The organism is Bacillus sp. V3B (assembly GCF_024494465.1).
Classification (GTDB): Bacteria; Bacillota; Bacilli; order Bacillales; family Cytobacillaceae; genus Bacillus_BD.
On the sequence record NZ_JAETXM010000003.1, the window covers coordinates 130,161 to 150,877 of the forward strand.

A 20,717-nucleotide genomic window follows, 5' to 3' on the forward strand; every position below is an offset into this window, starting at 1 on the left:
AAACTGATGAATCATGAAGCTCCTATGTATGAGTTTCTAGGGTTGAATTTTAATTTATCGAATGTGTTGATGATTACAGTTGCAAGTTTAATTGTATTTATCATTGCAGCCGTTTCTACTAGACAATTGGCTATGTATCCATCCGGAATGCAAAACTTTATGGAATGGGTTATGGACTTTGTCAAGGGTATTGTTAATAGTAACATGGATTGGAAAGAAGGCGGCCGATTCCATGTACTAGGAATCACCATTATGATGTATGTCTTTGTTTCTAATATGTTAGGGCTTCCATTTGCCGTAACATATGATGGAGTACTATGGTGGAAATCACCAACAGCTGACCCTGCTGTTACACTAAGTTTAGCTGCCATGGTTGTTGGACTTTCACATTATTATGGCGTCAAACTTAGAGGCGTTGGAGCATACGGGAAAGAATTCTTCAAACCATTTTGGTTTATGTTTCCAATTAAGATCATTGAAGAATTTGCAAATACATTAACGTTAGGTCTTCGTCTTTACGGTAATATTTTTGCAGGAGAAATCTTGCTTGGGCTTTTAGCAGGTGGTTTGGCAACAGGATTTTGGGGTCATATCGCAGCGATTCTTCCAACACTTGTATGGCAAGGATTTTCAGTCTTTATTGGTGCCATCCAGGCATTTATTTTTACCATGTTAACAATGGTTTATCTATCACATAAAGTGAATTCAGACCATTAAATATACCTTGTTCATTATGGACAAAAACAATTTACTTTTTATACACATTAAAGGAGGAAATTTATAATGGGTGTTATAGCAGCAGCAATAGCAATTGGTTTAGCGGCACTAGGTGCTGGTATTGGTAATGGTCTTATCGTATCTCGTACAGTTGAGGGGATTGCCCGTCAACCAGAAGCAAGAGGTATGCTTCAAACAACAATGTTTATCGGGGTTGCGTTAGTTGAAGCGATTCCTATTATCGCGGTTGTTATCGCGTTCATGGTTATTGGTGGTTAATAACTGTTAAAGGTCGTTAGAAATGGCGAAGATATATACATGTACCTTCGCCTTTCCTTTATTCACAGATTGGAAACAATCATTGAAAGAAAGCATTACTTTATAAGGTTCTATTTTTTTATTGTTTATAATTCGAAATTTCCATAGAAGAACTTCGTTACTCATATGCAGTGGCAGACTCTTGAAGGGAGTGAATCGAGGGTGTTAACAAATAGTCTAGTATTAGGTGCAGCCGCACATAGTGGATTTAACAGTGGAGACGTTGTATTCCAACTTTTGATGTTCATTATCTTAATGTGGTTGGTGAAAAAATTCGCTTGGGGTCCATTAATGGGCATCATGAAACAACGTGAAGAATTAATCGCTAGCGAAATCGAAAGTGCTGAGAAAAGTCGTAAAGAAGCGGCTCAATTATTAGAAGAACAACGTAACCTTTTAAAACAAGCTCGTACAGAGGCTCAAGAATTAGTTGAGAATGCGAAAAAGCAAGGCGATGTACAGCGTGAAGAAATTATTACGACTGCACGTTCTGAAGCAGTACGCTTAAAAGAAAATGCGAAGGTTGAAATTGAGCAGCAAAAAGAAAAAGCTGTTACGGCTATTCGCGAACAAGTATCTTCACTATCTGTGTTGATTGCTTCTAAAGTGATTGAAAAAGAATTAAATGAGAAAGACCAACAGAAGCTAATTAACGATTATATTCAAGAGGTAGGAGAAAAGCGATGAGTGTTTCTGCAGTTGCTAATCGCTACGCATTCGCTCTTTTCCAACTTGCGAAAGAACAAAAGCTTCTTAATCAATTGGAAGATGAGATTCGTGTAGTGAGAGAAGTAGTAAGCGAAAATAAAGAGTTAGACGCAGTATTAAAATCTCAAAAAATTATAATGGGGGAGAAAAAGAAGCTTATTAAGCAGGCTTTTTCAACCGTCAATCCATACTTGCAAAATACACTTATACTACTAGTTGAACGCCACAGAGAAGATCAAATTGTTCATGTGGCAGATCAATTTATTGAATTGGCTAATATTGAAAGAGGAATTGCTGATGCAAAAGTGACTTCTGTGCGTCCGTTAACAGATGAGGAGAGTCAAGCTATTTCTTCCGTATTTGCCGCTAAAACAGGAAAAAAATCTCTTCGTATTGAAAATATAGTCGATTCCAATTTGCTCGGCGGAATTAAACTCCGTATCGGAAACCGCATTTATGATGGTAGCCTCCAAGGCAAACTCGAGCGTATGGAACGTCAATTGTTAAGTTAAGTTCGTAGATAGGGGTGAAATTCATGAGCATCAAAGCTGAAGAAATCAGTGCGCTGATAAAAAAGCAGATTGAAAATTATCAATCGGAAATTAAAGTGAGTGATGTAGGTACGGTTATCTCAATTGGTGATGGTATCGCTCGTGCTCATGGTCTCGATAATGCCATGGCTGGAGAACTCCTTGAATTTTCAAATGGCGTTATGGGTTTAGCTCAAAACCTGGAAGAAAATAACGTTGGTATTATTATTTTAGGACCATATACAGATATCCGTGAAGGCGATGAAGTTCGTCGTACAGGTCGTATTATGGAAGTTCCAGTCGGTGATGAACTGATTGGTCGTGTTGTAAATCCACTTGGACAACCTGTTGATGGGTTAGGTCCTATTAACACAACAAAAACTCGTCCGATTGAAAATCCAGCATCAGGTGTTATGGATCGTAAATCCGTTCATGAACCATTACAAACAGGTATTAAAGCCATTGATGCTCTTGTGCCGATTGGACGTGGTCAACGTGAATTAATTATCGGTGACCGTCAAACAGGTAAAACATCTGTTGCGATCGATACGATTATCAATCAAAAAGATCAAGACATGGTCTGTATCTATGTTGCGATCGGACAAAAAGAATCAACTGTACGTGGCGCAGTAGAAACATTACGTAAATTTGGAGCATTAGATTATACAATCGTTGTCACTGCATCTGCATCACAACCAGCTCCAATGTTATACTTAGCTCCATATGCCGGCGTTTCCATGGGTGAAGAATTCATGTATAACGGCAAACACGTTTTAATTGTGTATGATGATTTAACAAAACAAGCATCTGCTTACCGTGAATTATCATTACTACTTCGTCGTCCTCCAGGTCGTGAAGCCTATCCAGGGGATGTATTCTACTTGCACTCCCGTCTATTAGAACGTGCAGCAAAATTAAGTGATGCTAAAGGTGCTGGTTCAATCACAGCGCTTCCGTTTATTGAAACACAAGCAGGGGACGTTTCTGCATATATCCCAACAAACGTAATTTCGATTACGGATGGACAAATCTTCTTGCAATCAGACTTATTCTTCTCTGGTGTGCGTCCAGCGATCAATGCTGGTTTATCGGTATCCCGTGTTGGTGGATCTGCGCAAATTAAGGCGATGAAGAAGGTTGCTGGAACACTTCGTCTTGACCTTGCATCATTCCGTGAGCTTGAGTCGTTTGCTCAATTCGGATCAGACCTTGATGCGTCTACAAAAGCAAAGTTAGACCGTGGTGCTCGTACGGTTGAAGTACTGAAGCAAGATTTGAACAAACCAATAAAAGTAGAAAAGCAAGTGGCGATTCTTTATGCCTTAACTCGCGGTTTCTTAGATGATATTCCAGTTCGTGACATCCGTCGTTTTGAATCTGACTATTTTGCTTGGTTAGATACTAACCATAAAGAATTGTTAGATCATATTGTAACAACGAAAGAACTACCTTCTGACGATGACTTCGCAGCTGCGATTAACGAGTTTAAAAAGACTTTCGCGGTTTCAGAATAAAAGTAATTCGTTATACGAAAAGCTCCAGGTGCCTGGAGCTGGACAGTTATCTAAGTTCAGGAAAGTTATACTTTCTGACACTATGATAAGAAATGCAACCTGATAAAGGTTGATCAAGGGTGGTGAGATTCTGTGGCATCTTTACGCGACATAAAACAAAGAATTAATTCAACGAAAAATATGGGTAAAATTACAAAAGCGATGCAAATGGTTTCGGCAGCAAAAATGAGCCGTGCCGAACTAAATGCTAAATCTTTTGTACCTTATATGGAAAAGATTCAGGAAGTTACAACCTCTGTAGCACTTAGCTCTGGGGATGCAAATCACCCTATGTTAAAATCTCGACCAGTAAAGAAGACTGGCTACATTGTTATTACAGGAGATCGTGGACTAGCAGGCTCCTATAACAGTAACGTACTACGCCAAGTGAACCAAACGATTCAAAAGCGTCATCAATCAAATGATGAATATGCGATTATTGCACTTGGTCGTGTAGGTCGAGACTTTTTTGCTAAAAGAGGAATGAATGTCATTCTAGATATTATTGGCCTTCATGACCAACCTTCCTTTTCTGATATAAAGGATTTTACGAATAAAGCAGTTAGCATGTTTTCCGATGGGACATTTGATGAGCTTTATGTTTATTACAGTCATTACGTCAATGCGATTAAGTATGATGTGACCGAGAAAAAGCTGCTTCCATTTTCAGATATGGGGTCTTCTACAAAACTGACTTCTTACGAGTTCGAACCATCTGCTGAAGAAATATTGGAAGTATTGCTGCCTCAATATGCTGAAAGCTTGATTTATGGAGCTGTTTTAGAAAGTAAAGCAAGTGAACATGCTGCTCGAATGACAGCAATGAAGAGTGCTACGGATAACGCAAATGATATTATTAATTCGTTAAGTTTGAGTTACAACCGAGCACGTCAAGCTGCTATTACACAAGAAATAACAGAAATCGTAGGCGGAGCTGCCGCTCTCGAATAAGAAAATAAAGGAGGCTTTAGAGATAATCAAAATCTCTATGCCTCAAGTTTTAATAGAACGGTAGGAGGGAAAAAGATGAACAAAGGACGCGTTATTCAAGTTATGGGTCCAGTTGTTGACGTTAAGTTTGAAAGCGGTCAGCTTCCACAGATCAATAACGCATTGGTAATCGCAAGTAGCGAAAATAATGTTGAGATCAACTTAACACTTGAAGTTGCCCTTCATTTAGGTGATGATGCAGTTCGTACGATTGCGATGTCTTCATCTGACGGACTAACTCGTGGTGTTGAAGTGATCGATACAGGTGCACCGATTTCTGTTCCTGTAGGTGATGTAACACTTGGTCGTGTATTTAATGTATTAGGAGAATCAATCGACCTCGATGCAGCACTTCCTGAAGGGATTCGCCATGACTCCATTCATAGAGAAGCCCCAACTTTTGAACAGTTATCAACAGAAGTAGAAATCCTTGAAACAGGAATTAAAGTCGTAGACCTTCTTGCTCCATATATTAAAGGTGGAAAAATTGGTCTATTTGGTGGTGCGGGAGTAGGTAAAACCGTCCTTATCCAAGAATTGATTAATAATATCGCCCAAGAGCATGGTGGTATTTCTGTGTTCGCTGGTGTTGGTGAGCGTACTCGTGAAGGGAATGACCTTTACTATGAAATGTCAGACTCTGGCGTTATCAAGAAAACAGCGATGGTATTCGGTCAGATGAACGAGCCACCTGGAGCACGTATGCGTGTTGCACTAACTGGTTTGACAATGGCGGAATATTTCCGTGATGAACAAGGACAAGACGTGTTATTCTTTATCGATAACATTTTCCGTTTCACACAAGCAGGTTCAGAGGTTTCCGCGTTACTTGGCCGTATGCCATCTGCCGTTGGTTACCAACCAACTCTTGCAACGGAAATGGGTAGATTACAAGAACGGATTACATCAACTAACAAAGGTTCTGTTACTTCTATTCAAGCAATTTATGTTCCAGCCGATGACTATACAGATCCGGCTCCGGCAACAACTTTCGCTCACTTAGATGCAACAACAAACCTTGAGCGTAAATTATCTGAAATGGGTATTTACCCTGCGGTGGATCCACTGGCTTCAACATCTCGTGCATTAGCACCGGAGATTGTTGGAGAAGAGCATTATGAGGTTTCTCGTCAAGTACAACAAACATTACAGAAGTACAGAGAACTTCAAGATATCATTGCCATGCTAGGTATGGATGAGCTTTCTGATGAGGATAAGCTTACTGTAGCACGTGCACGTCGTATTCAGAACTTCTTATCACAAAACTTCCACGTAGCTGAACAGTTTACTGGACAACCTGGATCTTATGTTCCGGTTAAAGAAACGGTTAAAGGCTTCAAGGAAATTCTTGACGGTAAATATGATCATCTTCCAGAAGATGCTTTCCGTCTTGTTGGTAGAATTGAAGATGTTATTGAAAAAGCGAAAAGCATGGGTGTAGAGGTATAATTTCGGACCAGGAGGGTAAAAAATGAAGACGGTTAAAGTCAATGTTGTTACTCCCGATGGCCCGGTTTATGAGTCAGATGTAGAGATGATTAGTACGAAGGCTCAAAGCGGTGAGCTTGGAATTCTACCTGGCCATATCCCAATGGTTGCCCCATTAAAAATCGGAGCTGTTCGTCTGAAAAATGGGGGTAAAACGGATTTCGTAGCGGTAACTGGCGGAATGTTAGAGGTTCGCCCGGACCAAGTAACGATTTTAGCACAAGCTGCTGAAACATCTGACGAGATTGATAAAGAACGTGCTTTGAAAGCGAAGGAACGTGCAGAGCAACGCCTTCAAGAGCAAAAGAAAGATAATATTGATCTCAGAAGAGCTGAATTAGCACTAAGACGTGCCATCAACCGTATCACTGTTTCAAATAAAGACTTTTAATAGAAGAAGAGCACCTCACTTTGTTGAAATGACGAAGTAGGGTGCTTTTTATTTTGGAGAAAAATAGGGATAGCCTATCGAAAACCATAAATATTCTTTTAGGATATGCAGATATTCCGCTTAATTTCGACTATTTTCCCGGGAAATATCAAAATAAACTCCTAATTTAATAAAATTCACTGAAAAAAAGAAGGGTTTTGTTTATTTCTATCGAAAAGGGTCTTCAATGGAGGAGAAGATGATTCATAAATTGAAAGAGTAGCTCATACATCTTCAACGAACCTCATTTTTTCATACGCTATTCATATAGAAAGTGAACATAAGGGTATGAAAACAAAATTTTTGAATACCGTTTAATAAGAGGGAATGGCTTCTGGTGACCCCCTCGTGTATCAAAAAATTCTCCTTTTATAAGGCTTTGTTAAAGTAATCTAATAATACAAGATAGCTTGGTCGACAGCAAAATATAACAGTGCTATAATGATATCGATTACAAAATTTTACTTATATAAAATTTTCAGATAACAAAGGGGGATGAGACATGGATTTAATGAATTTATATCAGAATAACTACTTGATTGTATTTATATTTCTATGTCTAGGGGTATTGCTACCAATTGTGGCATTATTTCTGGGAAAATTATTGAGACCACATAAGCCTTACGATACAAAATATACAACCTATGAAAGTGGAATTGAGCCATTTAGTGATTCACGGGTACAATTTCATATTCGCTATTATATTTTCGCCCTCATGTTTGTTATTTTTGATGTTGAAACAGTATTTTTATATCCTTGGGCTGTTGCATACGAAAAACTCGGAATCTTCGCCCTAATCGAAATGTTGATCTTTGTTGTCATGCTGATCATTGGACTCATATACGCATGGAAAAAGAAGGTGTTGAAATGGAGTTAAAGGTAGAGAATATTTCCCCAGAGGAAATGGAAGAATTGAGACGCAACGTATTTGTAGCAACACTCGAGCAAATCAAAGGCTGGGCACGAAGCAATTCCCTATGGCCAATGACTTTTGGTCTTGCCTGTTGTGCGATTGAAATGATGGGGGTTGGTGGAGCACACTATGACTTCGACCGCTTTGGTACGATTTTTCGGACCTCACCACGGCACTCTGATGTCATGATTGTTTCTGGAACGGTAACGAAAAAAATGGCACCTATTGTACGCCGTTTGTACGATCAAATGCCTGAACCGAAATGGGTCATTGCGATGGGATCTTGTGCAACAGCAGGTGGTCCCTATGTGAAATCATATTCAGTAGTAAAAGGGGTCGATCAAATTGTCCCTGTTGATGTATACATACCTGGTTGCCCACCAAATCCGGCCGCGCTTATTTATGGAGTAAATAAATTGAGAGAGAAAATCCGTTATGAAGCAAAAACCGGGAAGAGGGTGATGTAACAAATGAGCGATGAAAAGGATACAGACCTAGCGAAACAAAAAGCGGCAGCAGCAGCGAAGGCAAAAGCCGCCGCATTAGCGAAAAAGAAAGCAGCCGAAAAGGCTGAAGGAGAATCGGCCCCGTCCGATGACCTAGCGAAACAAAAAGCAGCAGCAGCAGCAAAAGCAAAGGCCGCCGCAGCAGCAAAGGCCAAAGCGACGGCAGCAAGTGGAAAAGCCGCTGAACCAGAAGCCAAAGAACAAAAACCATCTGTCAATCAACCATACTTAGACAAATATATGAAAGTCATCGAAGAACATATAGGGCGAGAAGTAATAGAAGACTACTATATTAATAGTCTTTCAAAAGACGTACCGACTCTTGTCATCAAAAGGAAAGCTTACTATAAAGTAGCTCAATTTCTCAAATACAATGAGCAACTCCAATTTGATTACCTATCAGAACTACATGGTACGGACTTTGAAACACATATGGAAGTATACGTACATCTATACTCCTATATAAACCAACAGTCCCTTGCCATTAAAGTGAAAATAGATCGGGATCAACCTGAAATTGACTCCCTTGCGCCACTTTGGGCTGGAGCAAATTGGCCCGAATGTGAAGCATACGACTTATTAGGAATTAGGTTTAGTGGGCACCCGAGCCTCTATCGGATTATGCTGGGGGATGATTGGATTGGTCACCCTCTCAGAAAAGATTATGAACCTTATGATGTGGAGGTATAGGCGATGTTAAGGACAGAGGAAATGCTATTAAACGTTGGACCTCAACATCCAAGTACACACGGAGTATTCCGAATTGTGTTAAAAATCGATGGAGAAATCATTCGAGAAGCGAAACCGGTCATTGGTTATTTACATCGTGGAACCGAAAAATTAGCCGAAAATCTTCAGTATACACAAATCATTCCGTATACAGACCGAATGGATTATCTGGCGGCCATGACAAACAATTATGTCCTTTGTCATGCAGTAGAAACAATGATGGACACAGAAATACCTGAGCGAGCGGAATATTTACGTATCATCACAATGGAGCTAGGGCGCATTGCCAGCCACCTCGTCTGGTGGGGAACCTTTTTATTAGACCTTGGAGCGACAAGCCCATTCCTCTATGCTTTCCGTGACCGCGAAATGATCATTAATCTCTTAAATGAAATTTCGGGTGGACGGCTAACCTTCAACTATATGCGTGTTGGAGGAGTCAAATGGGATGCCCCTGAAGGCTGGGTCGAAAAAGTAAAAGAATTCGTTCCTTATATGAGAGAACAGCTCGAAGGCTACCATGAACTCGTAACAGGAAATGAAATTTTTCTTAGCCGGGTAAAAGATGTTGGAACCTACACAAAAGAAGAAGCTCTCGAATATTCATTAAGTGGAGCCAACCTTCGCTGCACGGGAGTCAAATGGGATTTACGTAAAAATGAACCCTATTCGATTTATAATCGTTTCGATTTTGATATTCCTGTTCAAAAAAGTGGTGATGCCTGGGCCCGCTATCAAGTTCGATTTGCTGAAATCGAAGAGTCATTGAAAATCTTGGAACAAGCAGTGGAACAAACTCCAAACGACGGACCGATCCTAGCCAAAGTGCCAAAAATCATTAAGGCACCAAAAGGGGAAGCATACGTCCGAATTGAGTCTCCGAGGGGAGAAATAGGTTGCTATATTGCGAGCGATGGAAAAAAAGAACCGTATCGACTGAAATTTAGGCGGCCATCATTCTATAACCTTCAGATTCTCCCTAAACTATTAGTAGGTGAGAATATATCAAACTTAATCGTCATTTTGGGGGCTATTGATATTGTCCTCGGGGAGGTCGATGGATAATGATCAATGATCTTTTACATGCGAGCCCAAGTCTTCTTCATTTTGGGTACTTCTTTTTATTGGCTGTCCTCTTTCTTTTTGTCGTACTAGGGTTTGTGACCTATGTCATTTTGGCCGAACGAAAAGTACTAGGATTTATCCAGCTTCGCAAAGGTCCAGATCAGGTAGGAGGCTCATGGGGGCTATTACAGACGGTAACCGATGTACTGAAGCTTTTACTAAAGGAAGACACGATCCCAAAACTTGCGGATCGTCCATTATTTATTCTGGCACCGATCCTGGCTTTTGCTCCAGCCTTTATGGTACTGGCTGTTATTCCCTTTACGGAGCACTTTCAATTTGCAGACATTAGCGTTGGACTGCTGTACTATATCGCAATTTCAGGTTTGACAACGTTAGCAATTGTGACAGCAGGCTGGGCATCCAATAATAAATATGCTCTGCTTGGAGCCATGCGGGGCGCAGCACAAATGATTTCATACGAGATCCCCCTTGTCATGTCAGTAGTGGGAGTCATTTTATTAACAGGAAGTTTGAATTTGAACGATATTGTCCTAGCACAGGAAAAGGTTTGGTTTATTGTCCTTCAGCCAATCGCTTTTATCGTCTTCTTTATCGCGGCGGTTGCTGAATTGAACAGGATCCCATTTGACCTTCCGGAATCAGAATCTGAGTTAGTAGCAGGCTATTATGTCGAATACTCCGGCTTTCGATTTGCCTTCTTCATGCTTACCGAATATGTGTATATGTTTGCGATGTCTGCTTTAATTACGGTGTTGTTCTTAGGTGGTTGGATGCCATTACCTTTCCTTGGCTTTATTCCAGGTGCGGTATGGTTCTCCTTGAAGTTTAGCGTTGTTGTGTTTGTTTTACTTTGGATGCGTGCTACCTTTCCACGTGTTCGTGCCGATCAATTAATGGAGTTCGGTTGGAAGGTCCTGTTACCTGTTTCCTTAGCCAATATTTTCTTAACGGCCATCCTGAAAGAGTTATTCAACTTTTTGTAAGAGCGAACCGTTTCTAGTCGAACGAATGTGTAAAAGAAGAAATCCATTGTGAATGATTTAGAGGAATAGAACTTTACTGTTTTTCCTGGATTGTAAATGAGGAAATCAAGAGGTGATAAGATGCTTGGATTACTGAAAGGTTTAAAATATACGCTGAAAAATCTGGCACGAGAAAAAGTAACTTATAAATACCCAGATGAGCCGCTACCACTTCCAGATCGATTTCGTGGGATACAAAAATTTTATCCGGAAAAGTGTATCGTCTGTAACCAATGTGCTAATATTTGTCCAACAGACTGCATTCAATTGATTGGGAAAAAACATCCCGATCCGGCAAAAAAAGGAAAAGTGATCGACACCTATGATATTAACTTCGAAATTTGTATCTTATGTGATTTATGTACAGAGGTTTGTCCGACTGAGGCGATTATCATGACCAATAACTTTGAATTAGCAACCTATAGTCGTGACGATCTTTTCAAAAATCTCGAATGGCTGGATGAAAATGATGAGAATATTCGGCAGGTGAATAAGCCATGATGTCTGGAGAATTTATCGCCTTCTTATTACTGGCCTTAATCGCGGTAACAGGCGGTGTACTCTTATTAAATTTGACGAAGGTCATTCACATGGTCTTGGCCTTAGTCGCAACTTTTATTAGTATCGCAGGAATTTATATTCTTTTGTCTGCCGAATTTCTCGCCATTGTCCAAATTCTCATCTATTCAGGTGCCATCACCATTATCATGCTTTTTGGCATCATGTTAACGCGTCACGATGATAGCGAAGAGAAGCGAGACGGTTGGGGAAAAAGACTCATTCTTTTCCTCGGTGTTGCAGGGTTTGCTGCAGTTGTTTATGTAGGAATTTACAACCTTGATTTTCCACAAATGGCACAAACGCTTCATGAGAACAATACAGAACAAATCGGGATGGCCCTTTATGCAAAATATATCATTCCCTTTGAATTAACATCGGTGATCCTGTTAGTGGCCTTGATTGGAGCGATTATACTAGCGAAAAAGGATGAAGAAGAGGAGGTAGATAAATAATGAATTCCGTTCCGATTTCTGCCTATCTTGCTCTCGCCTTAATCCTATTTTGCATTGGCTTGTACGGTGCCTTAACAAAGCGAAATATGGTGATTGTGTTAATCTCGATTGAGTTAATGTTAAATGCAGTGAATATTAATTTTGTGGCTTTTAGTAAATTGGGGATAGCGCCATCGATTGATGGTCAAATATTTGCCCTGTTTGGGATGGCGGTAGCAGCCGCAGAAGCTGCTATTGGATTAGCGATTTTGATCGCCTTATATCGTAATCGTAAAACAGTCAATATAGACGAAATGGATACGATGAAGCATTGAGTGTGATGAAATACGAAAGATTCAACTATGTGAGAAAAGGTTTGATATGAATAATAGAAACCATTAAATATCCTATTAGGCTATTTACGATAGCTGTAAAAGTAGGAAGCTTCATCATTTTATAAAAGGTCAAATATAGATTAACTTAGGTTAACACCTCAGACCACGTTCAAAAAGGGGGGTCAAAAATTGATGGAGAGCGCATGGATCATACCGCTATTTCCGCTATTATCGTTTCTCGTTCTAATCGTTTTCGGGAAGCGGTTAAAAGAGGCAAGTTTCAAGATTGCTATTTTCTTAACATTGGCTTCTCTTGTCTATTCATTAATTGTGTTAGTTGAGCGACTTACGGCTCCAACCTATAAGGCGGAAGCCGTTTGGTTGAACATAGGAGAAATAGAATTAACCGCCGGATTTGAAGTCAATCAATTAAACGCATTAATGTTAGTTATCGTATCGCTTGTCAGCTTTCTTGTACATACGTATTCGGCAGGCTATATGAAAGGAGAAGACCGATTTTCGGTGTACTATGCCTATTTAGGCTTATTCACCTTCGCGATGCTTGGTCTTGTACTCTCGCCGAATTTATTGCAAACCTATATTTTCTGGGAACTAGTTGGAGTCGGTTCCTTCTTATTAATTGGGTTTTATTTTTACCATGAAGAGGCCAAACAGGCCGCAAAAAAAGCCTTCATTATGACTCGAATTGGTGATGTTGGCTTATTCATTGGGATCCTTCTATTATTCTGGCAAGTCGGTAGCTTTGAATACGACGAAATTTTTCAGGCTGTTGATCAAGGTGTGATTTCGGGGGGAATGATTACTTTAATTGCGATTCTGATTTTTATTGGGGCAATGGGGAAATCAGGTCAATTTCCACTTCACACATGGCTACCTGATGCGATGGAAGGTCCCACACCTGTATCAGCATTGATTCATGCCGCAACAATGGTGGCAGCGGGTGTTTATTTAGTCGCTTCATTATTTCCGCTCTTTGCAGCAAGTGAAACAGCGCTTCTGACCATTGCCATTGTCGGGGCGATTACGGCGATTTTTGCAGCTAGTATTGCGCTTGTTCAAACAGATATTAAACGAGTGTTGGCCTATTCAACGGTAAGCCAGCTTGGTTACATGATGCTTGCCCTTGGGTCTGCTGGTTATGTCGCAGGAGTCTTCCATTTAACGACACATGCCTTCTTTAAAGCACTCTTATTCTTAGCGGCAGGAAGCGTCATCCATGCCGTTCAGATGCAGGATATCGAGAAATTGGGCGGACTGCGGAAGAAATTACCGATGACAAGTCTTCTCTTTTTAATCGGGACAATGGCGATAAGCGGGGTTCCACTGCTTTCAGGATTTTTTAGTAAAGAGGAAATCCTCATTAGTACTTGGAATGCCGGACATCCTGTACTATTCACATTAGCAGTGATCACGGCTTTCTTAACCGCCTTCTATATGTTCCGCTTATTCTTCATGATTTTTACAGGAGAGACAAGAGGAGAAGTGAAGGATGTTCATGAATCACCGTCCATTATGATGTTACCGATGATCGTGTTGGCTGTGTTAGCCGTTGTAGCAGGCTATATGCAAACACCATGGTTTGGAACATTTTTGGGAGATTGGTTGACAGAAGGCACGAGTTCATTAGGATCTGGCCATGTTGAAGGTCCTGTTTGGATCATGATTGTCGTGACGGTTCTTTCCTTGCTCGGTATTTATCTCGCCTGGCTTATGTACGGAAAACGATCGTTATCACGTGACTGGCTATCAAGCAAAATGCCACTCGCCTATAACGTTTTATACAATAAGTACTATATTGACGAGTTTTATCAGTATACGGTCGTATATGTGACAAGGGTGTTCATCCTCTTTCTTCAGTTTATTGAATGGTTCCTTGTGGAAGGAACGGCCAAAATGATTACCATTACGGTAAAAGGTTTAGCCAAACTAGGATCAACACTGCAAAATGGGCAAATACAGATGTATGGAATGGTTGCCTTTGTTGGTTTAGCCTTACTTGTTGTCATTTATGCCTTAACAGGGGGGTATTTATAATGAATCTACTATCTATCTTAGTTTTCTCCCCTCTTTTAGGAATATTGGTCTTACTATGTATGCCAAAAACGAAGGAGTATTGGCTGAAAGGGATCGGATTATTTGCGACATTACCTGCTCTTGTCCTTTCATTAAGCGCCTTTTTCCAATATCGTTCAGGTGCTAGTTTGACAAAATGGGATGAGCAGCTTAACTGGATTTCCTTTAAAAACCCGATTCAATACGGAGATTTATTTTCGATTCAATATGAATTGGGTGTCGATGGTTTATCACTCTTGATGATCGTGTTGACGGCGATCATTGCTACACTTGCTTCCATTGCTTCGATTCAGATCAAGCAAGAATGGAAAGGCTATTTCATCCTGTTTTTGCTTCTTGAGATCGGAATGCTTGGAGTATTTGCAGCTGAAAACTTGATTTTGTTTTTCCTTTTCTTTGAACTGACACTCGTTTCTACCTTTTTCTTAATTGGAAAATGGGGGTATCTGGAAAGGGAGAAAGCAGCATATAGTTTCTTAATTTATAATGGCTTAGGTTCAGCGATCCTTCTCATTGTTATCATCGTCTTGTTTGCTCGAACAGGAACATCCAATATTGAAGCATTACAAGCGATTATGACAAGCGATCATCCAGATCTTGTATCAGGGATTTCTGAGCAGCTGAAGTATGGACTGTTTATCGCCTTGTTTATTGCCTTTGGGATTAAGCTACCAACTTTTCCATTGCATAGATGGATGGTACGAGTTCACGTCGAGGCTCCGCCAGCCATTGTTATGCTTCACTCAGGAATCCTATTAAAAATTGGTGCCTATGGGTTAATCCGCTTTGGACTAGGTATTTTCCCTGAACCTTTTCAAGACTTTGCACCTTTTCTAGCCTTTCTTGGGGTCATTAATTTATTGTACGGCGCCTATCTTGCGTTAAACCAGAAAGATTTCAAGATGGTGCTTGCGTATTCCTCGATTTCACATATGGGAATTGTGTTGATGGGGTTAGGTTCCTTAAATGAAGCAGGCATACAAGGAGCGATGTTTCAAGTCGTATCACACGGATTAATTTCCGCTTTGTTTTTCTTCCTTGTGGGGGTGCTTTACGAACGAACCGCAACAACCAAGATTCCAGAGCTTGGTGGAATGGCAAAGGTCATGCCTGTTACGTCAGGGTTCTTCTTGGTCGCAGCCATGGCAATGCTCGGATTACCAGGAATGTCAGGTTTCATTAGTGAGTTTATGGCTTTCCTTGGTTTGTTTGAAGAAATGCCGGTGCTCGCTGCAGTCGGGACAATGGGAATTATTATGACGGCTGTGTATATTCTTACAAAGGTACTTGGGATTACGTATGGAAAAGCAAAACCTGAGTGGACTGGAGTGAGCGACCTTCGTAAGGTTGAATATATTCCAGCACTTGTATTAACAGGGTTAATCGTTTTGATTGGTGTATATCCTCAGGTACTAGGTGAACCGTTACAAGCAACGATTGATCTGATGATGCTTAGGATAGGAGGGTGATGAAGGATGGATCTTGAAACATTGTTATCGTTTGAATGGGGAATCATGATGCCGGAGTTCATCATCCTTGGGGTCGCAACCGTTATGACGTTACTTGATTTATTTATGCCAAAAGGTCTAAAAAGAAAAATCCTTGGTTGGATTGGTTTTGCGGGTATTTTGGCTGCGATTGTGTCGTTAATCGGATTGCTTGATTATCCTGTAACAACTATTTTATTCGATACTTTTAGGCTTGATAGCTTTGCCAAAGCATTTAAATTGATTTTACTCGTTGGTGCGGCGCTGGTGATGCTACTTGCGATCAGCTATGAACCGAAGGAAGGTTTGACAGAATATAGAAGTGAGTTTTTCTATCTGTTTTTGACGGCTCTTTTAGGAGCCATGATCGTGACGTCAAGTGGGGACTTGATTACGTTATACGTAGGGCTTGAGCTTCTATCCCTTTCTTCCTATATTTTAGCTGGTTTACGGAAGGAAAATCGTAGATCCAATGAGGCCGCAATGAAATATGTGGTGAACGGCAGCATCTCAACAGCGATCACATTATTTGGGGTGAGCTATGTATACGGTTTAACCGGTACGACCAATATCGCTGCGATGCGTGAAATACTACTGGCCCTAAATGATTCTCAATCGGTTTATTTACTTGTTATTAGTTTTCTTATGATTTTCGTTGGTTTATCGTTTAAAATTGCCGCTGCTCCATTCCATATGTGGGCACCTGATGTGTACGAAGGTGCACCAACACCTGTTACCGCCTTTTTAAGCGTCGTTTCGAAAATAGCGGGCTTTGTCCTTCTTGTTCGAGTCATGCTGTCCATTTTTGCCAACGCTGTGACAGATGGGCCGAACTCAACCTCTATTTTATTAACGATGGAGGATACGATCGCCTTTATCGCAGGTGTGACAATGGTGGTCGGGAATGTTGTTGCGTTACAACAGAAGAATATGAAACGGCTTTTTGCTTACTCAAGCATCGCCCATGCGGGTTATATTTTGGTAGCGATTGCTTCGCTTTCACTGTTCATGTTTGATTCCTTATGGTTTTATTTAATCGCCTACTTGTTCATGAATTTGGGAGCCTTTGCGATTATTCAAACGTTAACAGAAAAGTCGGATTCAGAGGATTCTAGTCATTTTTCGGGACTTTACACCCGAGCTCCGATACTCGCTGTAGCAATGGCTGTAATGATCTTATCTCTTGCCGGAATTCCAGGTACGGCCGGCTTTATCGGTAAGTTAAATATTATTACAGGAGCCTTGGTACGTGAACAGGCGAACTATGTTCTAGTGTCGGTGATGATTGCGACGACAGTCATTTCTTACGTATTTTATTTTGGAATTATGGTTCAAATGTTTTTCCGAAAAGCGAAGGTGAAAGATCCGATCAAAATTCCTGTAGGGACGGGCATCGTGATTGGGGTCTGTGCAGTAGCTACGGTTTTACTCGGAATTTTTCCCAACATCGCATTTGACTTTTTACAAGCACAGTTTTACGAATTTGGGGACTTTTTACGGTAAAGGATTGCTATACTAAGAAGGAGTAGGACATTGCTCCTTCTTTTTTAGTGTAGAGAATCTGAGACATTGCTCTTTCTTTGAAGTTCTTTGAAATATATTTGACATAATTATGTAACATTTGAAACCTTTTGCTCCTCTCATTCGTTTAATAAGAAGGACACCTTTGTTTTCTATTAGAAACGAAATGGATCAAATGACTAACAGCTTTTCAGGAAAAGGAGGGAGAATACTATTTTAGCGGGATATGGACAACAGGCATTATTAAGTATCATCTCACATCTTGCCTTTATTGCGGTTGCGTGGTGGGCATTACAAGCACTAAATTTCGAAAAATTATTACGTGTAAATCGGGTCTTTCAAGCAAGGTTGCTGTATATCTTATTATCGATTGTCATTGGATCGATTGTGAGTAACTTTTTTCTTGATTATTTAGTATGGTCTCAGCAACTCCCATTTATCATGGATTAGGAAAAATGGTAAAAACTTAGGTCTTCGTACATGTTCCCAAGTTGGGCATTTTTTAGTAGAATTCAATAAGGTATGGAATCTGTTTTTTCGAAATCAGAATACAGAAAGTTCTGATTACTATGGGCAGAAAGTATAAATTAGGAGATACCCGATTACTTAACGTAAAGTTAAGTACGATGGACACCTTAGATAAGATATAGAAAAGTTTACGAAGACCACAAAAAATAAATGATACATAGATCTATTATCATTCATTTTTTGCAATGCCGAATGTCAAAAAGTGACGATAATTCATAAGTATGTTACTTCCTCCCTTGGTAACAATGGTAATAAGGGGAGTGGAGTATACAATGAAAAAGATCTTATACGTATTACTAAGTTTATCGGTGGTTGGTTGCATCCTACTGAATATAGCGAGTGCTAAAGAGTCACCTGATCTATTTGAAATGGCTTCTATTTTAGAACATGAGAATATGATCATCAATGAATGGTCTTTACATGCAAGGGAAAAGCTGGAAACCGTTCAAATTGAACAGAAAGTAGATCAATTAATGGAACAGTTTCCTGAGTGGGACTGGGAAATAACAGAAGACGAAGAAAAATGGGAAACGACAGCCTTTTCTCCAATGGAAAAGGGTGTAAGTGAAACCATTCGTATTATTTCCACGAAGACAGAAAACCAAGCTCAAACCTATATGATTTACGAGGTTTTGGGAGAAGGTTGGGGTGAGGAAACAAAGGAATTACTTCAAGCCTCTGTTTTTGAAAAAATAAACGACGTATTTCATGGAAAACCTACTATTTTCTCTTGTGTATATAGCGAATTCGGTGATAAGATGAATAAGGCTTTGCCTAGCAGGGTAAAAGACTTATTAAAGGCTTTTCAAGCTCAGGAAATTGAAACGTTAGAAGAGAATACCTTTATCGCTACAACAGCCTATTCACCGCTGTTTGCTGGGATGATTAAAGGACCGACAGAAGAAATGAATTTGCAACTTGGCGTTAGAAAACAAGGATTGGGCGGTGAAACTACCCTTGTAGTTGGCACACCAATCATTACGATTGAATATTAATATAAAGAAAATGGACGCGGAGGGGAATACTTTGGATAATATCATCGTCCGTGGCGGAAAAAGGTTAAGCGGAACCGTTAAAGTAGAGGGGGCAAAAAACGCTGTTTTACCTGTTATCGCCGCAACACTGTTAGCAAGTGATGGGAAAAGTATCATTCGAGATGTGCCTACGCTCTCCGATGTATATACTATCAATGAAGTTTTACGTTTCTTAAATGCCGAGGTGGCATTCAAAGATAATTGTGTAATCGTGGATGCATCAAAAGAGTTAAAGGTAGAGGCACCATTTGAATATGTACGCAAAATGAGAGCATCTGTTTTAGTGATGGGCTCACTATTAGCAAGAAATGGCCGTGCGAGAGTAGCATTACCAGGCGGTTGTGCAATTGGATCTCGTCCGATTGATCAGCACTTAAAAGGCTTTGAGGCCATGGGTGCAGTAGTGAAAGTAGGAAATGGGTTTATTGAGGCCGAAGCACAAAATGGACGCTTACATGGAGCTAAAATTTATTTGGATTTCCCAAGTGTTGGTGCAACAGAAAATATCATGATGGCAGCCGTTCTTGCAAAAGGAACGACGGTTATCGATAACGTAGCAAAAGAACCTGAGATTGTAGATTTAGCGAATTTCCTTAATAAGATGGGTGCAAAAGTAAAAGGTGCTGGTACAGGAACGATCAAAATTGAAGGTGTGGCTGTTTTATTTGGAACGGAACACCATATCATCCCTGATCGAATCGAAGCCGGTACATTTATGGTAGCTGCTGCCATTACAGGTGGGGACGTGCTTGTCAAAGGAGCAGTACCGGAACATTTAACCTCTCTTGTCGCAAAAATGGAAGAGATGGGTGTTAAGGTCCTTGAAGAAGAAGACGGGCTTCGTGTCATTGGTTCAAAGGATTTAAAAGCGGTTGATATTAAAACAATGCCACATCCTGGATTCCCGACAGATATGCAATCACAAATGATGGCTCTCATGCTTCAGGCAAAAGGGACATCGATGATTACAGAAACCGTATTCGAAAACCGTTTTATGCATGCGGAAGAATTCCGTCGGATGAATGCGGATATTAAAATTGAAGGTCGTTCGGTTATCATAAACGGACCATCTGATATACAAGGTGCAGAAGTCGCTGCAACCGATCTTCGTGCGGCAGCTGCGTTAATCCTTTCAGGTCTTGTAGCCGATGGGATTACACGTGTCACTGAATTAAAGCATTTAGATCGTGGGTATGTCAATTTCCATGAGAAATTAGCTTCTCTTGGTGCGGATATCGAAAGAGTTCAAGAAGAGGTTGAAGATGCTTCATACGAACAGCCGTATGTCTCTGATCTTAATGCTTAAAAACATATTGTAAAAGACCGCATGTTCAGCCAAATGCGGTTTTTTCATGTAAAAAAACAATTCCTTCGCTTTAGGCTCTTCTGAATGATTATCGCTTTGTGTCGAATCATTGATCAATCGAGAATTTCACATATACAGTAGCCATTTTCGTCGATACATCCCGATTATCGACCATAAATTCCCCGCTTTCGATCATAAACCCATTTATCCCTTACTGATCCTTTCGAGCAAATAGCAACATGATTTGTGAAAGAAATTTTTTTAAAAAACTTCCAACTCCCACCATTTAATCCAACTATTTCTCCGCCATATCTATCTTTTCCTTTTATACGAAAAATATACAAGGGTAGAATTTTTGTCATAAACGCTTGTCCAATTCCATATGAATGAATTGAGTAATAGATTTTTGCGTGAAAGGAAGGTCGCC

Annotated in this window: 21 protein-coding genes and 1 pseudogene; all 22 read left to right on the forward strand. The window is 40.2% G+C overall.

What is annotated here, in order from left to right:
• Positions 1-6 precede the first annotated feature (6 nt).
• The 22 genes and pseudogenes from atpB (at position 7) to murA (ending at position 20,290) form a co-directional block, all read left to right on the forward strand.
• Positions 7-717 (forward strand): F0F1 ATP synthase subunit A, encoded by a 711-nt coding sequence (atpB, locus tag JMM81_RS06465; protein WP_256240718.1) that lies wholly within the window; start codon positions 7-9, stop codon positions 715-717.
• Between the two features lie 66 nt (positions 718-783).
• Positions 784-996, forward strand: a complete 213-nt coding sequence (atpE, locus tag JMM81_RS06470) for a F0F1 ATP synthase subunit C (protein ID WP_126408150.1) — start codon at positions 784-786, stop codon at positions 994-996.
• Between the two features lie 201 nt (positions 997-1,197).
• Positions 1,198-1,722: a F0F1 ATP synthase subunit B gene (locus tag JMM81_RS06475; protein ID WP_256240719.1), complete on the forward strand. Its 525-nt coding sequence runs from the start codon at positions 1,198-1,200 to the stop codon at positions 1,720-1,722.
• Positions 1,719-2,255: a F0F1 ATP synthase subunit delta gene (locus JMM81_RS06480; RefSeq protein ID WP_256240720.1), complete on the forward strand. Its 537-nt coding sequence runs from the start codon at positions 1,719-1,721 to the stop codon at positions 2,253-2,255. Before JMM81_RS06475 ends, JMM81_RS06480 begins: the two co-directional genes overlap by 4 nt.
• Before the next feature lie 23 nt (positions 2,256-2,278).
• Complete coding sequence (atpA, locus tag JMM81_RS06485; RefSeq protein ID WP_256240721.1) at positions 2,279-3,787, forward strand: F0F1 ATP synthase subunit alpha; 1,509 nt, start codon at positions 2,279-2,281, stop codon at positions 3,785-3,787.
• A 132-nt stretch (positions 3,788-3,919) separates the two neighbouring features.
• A complete protein-coding gene (locus JMM81_RS06490) occupies positions 3,920-4,777 on the forward strand; it encodes a F0F1 ATP synthase subunit gamma (protein ID WP_256240722.1) in 858 nt (285 codons plus the stop codon).
• A 75-nt stretch (positions 4,778-4,852) separates the two neighbouring features.
• A complete protein-coding gene (gene atpD / locus JMM81_RS06495; protein WP_256240723.1) occupies positions 4,853-6,265 on the forward strand; it encodes a F0F1 ATP synthase subunit beta in 1,413 nt (470 codons plus the stop codon).
• A 22-nt stretch (positions 6,266-6,287) separates the two neighbouring features.
• A complete protein-coding gene (locus JMM81_RS06500) occupies positions 6,288-6,695 on the forward strand; it encodes a F0F1 ATP synthase subunit epsilon (RefSeq protein ID WP_256240724.1) in 408 nt (135 codons plus the stop codon).
• A gap of 541 nt (positions 6,696-7,236) precedes the next feature.
• Complete coding sequence (locus JMM81_RS06505; RefSeq protein ID WP_256240725.1) at positions 7,237-7,611, forward strand: NADH-quinone oxidoreductase subunit A; 375 nt, start codon at positions 7,237-7,239, stop codon at positions 7,609-7,611.
• Positions 7,602-8,114, forward strand: coding sequence for a NuoB/complex I 20 kDa subunit family protein (locus JMM81_RS06510; protein ID WP_256240726.1), 513 nt, complete (start codon positions 7,602-7,604; stop codon positions 8,112-8,114). Before JMM81_RS06505 ends, JMM81_RS06510 begins: the two co-directional genes overlap by 10 nt.
• Before the next feature lie 18 nt (positions 8,115-8,132).
• Positions 8,133-8,843, forward strand: a pseudogene (locus JMM81_RS06515) (NADH-quinone oxidoreductase subunit C); the annotation flags it as partial.
• Positions 8,844-8,846: 3 nt separating this feature from the next.
• Positions 8,847-9,947: an NADH-quinone oxidoreductase subunit D gene (locus JMM81_RS06520; protein ID WP_256240727.1), complete on the forward strand. Its 1,101-nt coding sequence runs from the start codon at positions 8,847-8,849 to the stop codon at positions 9,945-9,947.
• Entirely contained in the window at positions 9,947-10,954 is a 1,008-nt protein-coding gene (gene nuoH / locus JMM81_RS06525; RefSeq protein WP_256240729.1) for an NADH-quinone oxidoreductase subunit NuoH, read from the forward strand. Before JMM81_RS06520 ends, nuoH begins: the two co-directional genes overlap by 1 nt.
• Positions 10,955-11,074: 120 nt before the next feature.
• The gene (gene nuoI / locus JMM81_RS06530; RefSeq protein WP_256240730.1) at positions 11,075-11,494 is read left to right on the forward strand and encodes an NADH-quinone oxidoreductase subunit NuoI; all 420 of its coding nucleotides are present in this window, start codon (positions 11,075-11,077) and stop codon (positions 11,492-11,494) included.
• The gene (locus JMM81_RS06535; protein WP_256240857.1) at positions 11,494-12,006 is read left to right on the forward strand and encodes an NADH-quinone oxidoreductase subunit J; all 513 of its coding nucleotides are present in this window, start codon (positions 11,494-11,496) and stop codon (positions 12,004-12,006) included. The genes nuoI and JMM81_RS06535 overlap by 1 nt, the downstream gene beginning before the upstream one ends.
• Positions 12,006-12,320: an NADH-quinone oxidoreductase subunit NuoK gene (nuoK, locus tag JMM81_RS06540; RefSeq protein ID WP_256240731.1), complete on the forward strand. Its 315-nt coding sequence runs from the start codon at positions 12,006-12,008 to the stop codon at positions 12,318-12,320. The genes JMM81_RS06535 and nuoK overlap by 1 nt, the downstream gene beginning before the upstream one ends.
• A 189-nt stretch (positions 12,321-12,509) precedes the next feature.
• The gene (nuoL, locus tag JMM81_RS06545) at positions 12,510-14,375 is read left to right on the forward strand and encodes an NADH-quinone oxidoreductase subunit L (RefSeq protein WP_256240732.1); all 1,866 of its coding nucleotides are present in this window, start codon (positions 12,510-12,512) and stop codon (positions 14,373-14,375) included.
• Positions 14,375-15,883, forward strand: a complete 1,509-nt coding sequence (locus JMM81_RS06550; RefSeq protein WP_256240733.1) for an NADH-quinone oxidoreductase subunit M — start codon at positions 14,375-14,377, stop codon at positions 15,881-15,883. The genes nuoL and JMM81_RS06550 overlap by 1 nt, the downstream gene beginning before the upstream one ends.
• Positions 15,884-15,889: 6 nt before the next feature.
• A complete protein-coding gene (nuoN, locus tag JMM81_RS06555) occupies positions 15,890-17,404 on the forward strand; it encodes an NADH-quinone oxidoreductase subunit NuoN (RefSeq protein ID WP_256240734.1) in 1,515 nt (504 codons plus the stop codon).
• 231 nt (positions 17,405-17,635) lie between these two features.
• A complete protein-coding gene (locus JMM81_RS06560) occupies positions 17,636-17,872 on the forward strand; it encodes a DUF1146 family protein (RefSeq protein ID WP_256240859.1) in 237 nt (78 codons plus the stop codon).
• Between the two features lie 350 nt (positions 17,873-18,222).
• Complete coding sequence (locus JMM81_RS06565) at positions 18,223-18,945, forward strand: YwmB family TATA-box binding protein (RefSeq protein WP_256240735.1); 723 nt, start codon at positions 18,223-18,225, stop codon at positions 18,943-18,945.
• 31 nt (positions 18,946-18,976) lie between these two features.
• The gene (gene murA / locus JMM81_RS06570) at positions 18,977-20,290 is read left to right on the forward strand and encodes a UDP-N-acetylglucosamine 1-carboxyvinyltransferase (RefSeq protein ID WP_256240737.1); all 1,314 of its coding nucleotides are present in this window, start codon (positions 18,977-18,979) and stop codon (positions 20,288-20,290) included.
• Positions 20,291-20,717: the final 427 nt, after the last annotated feature.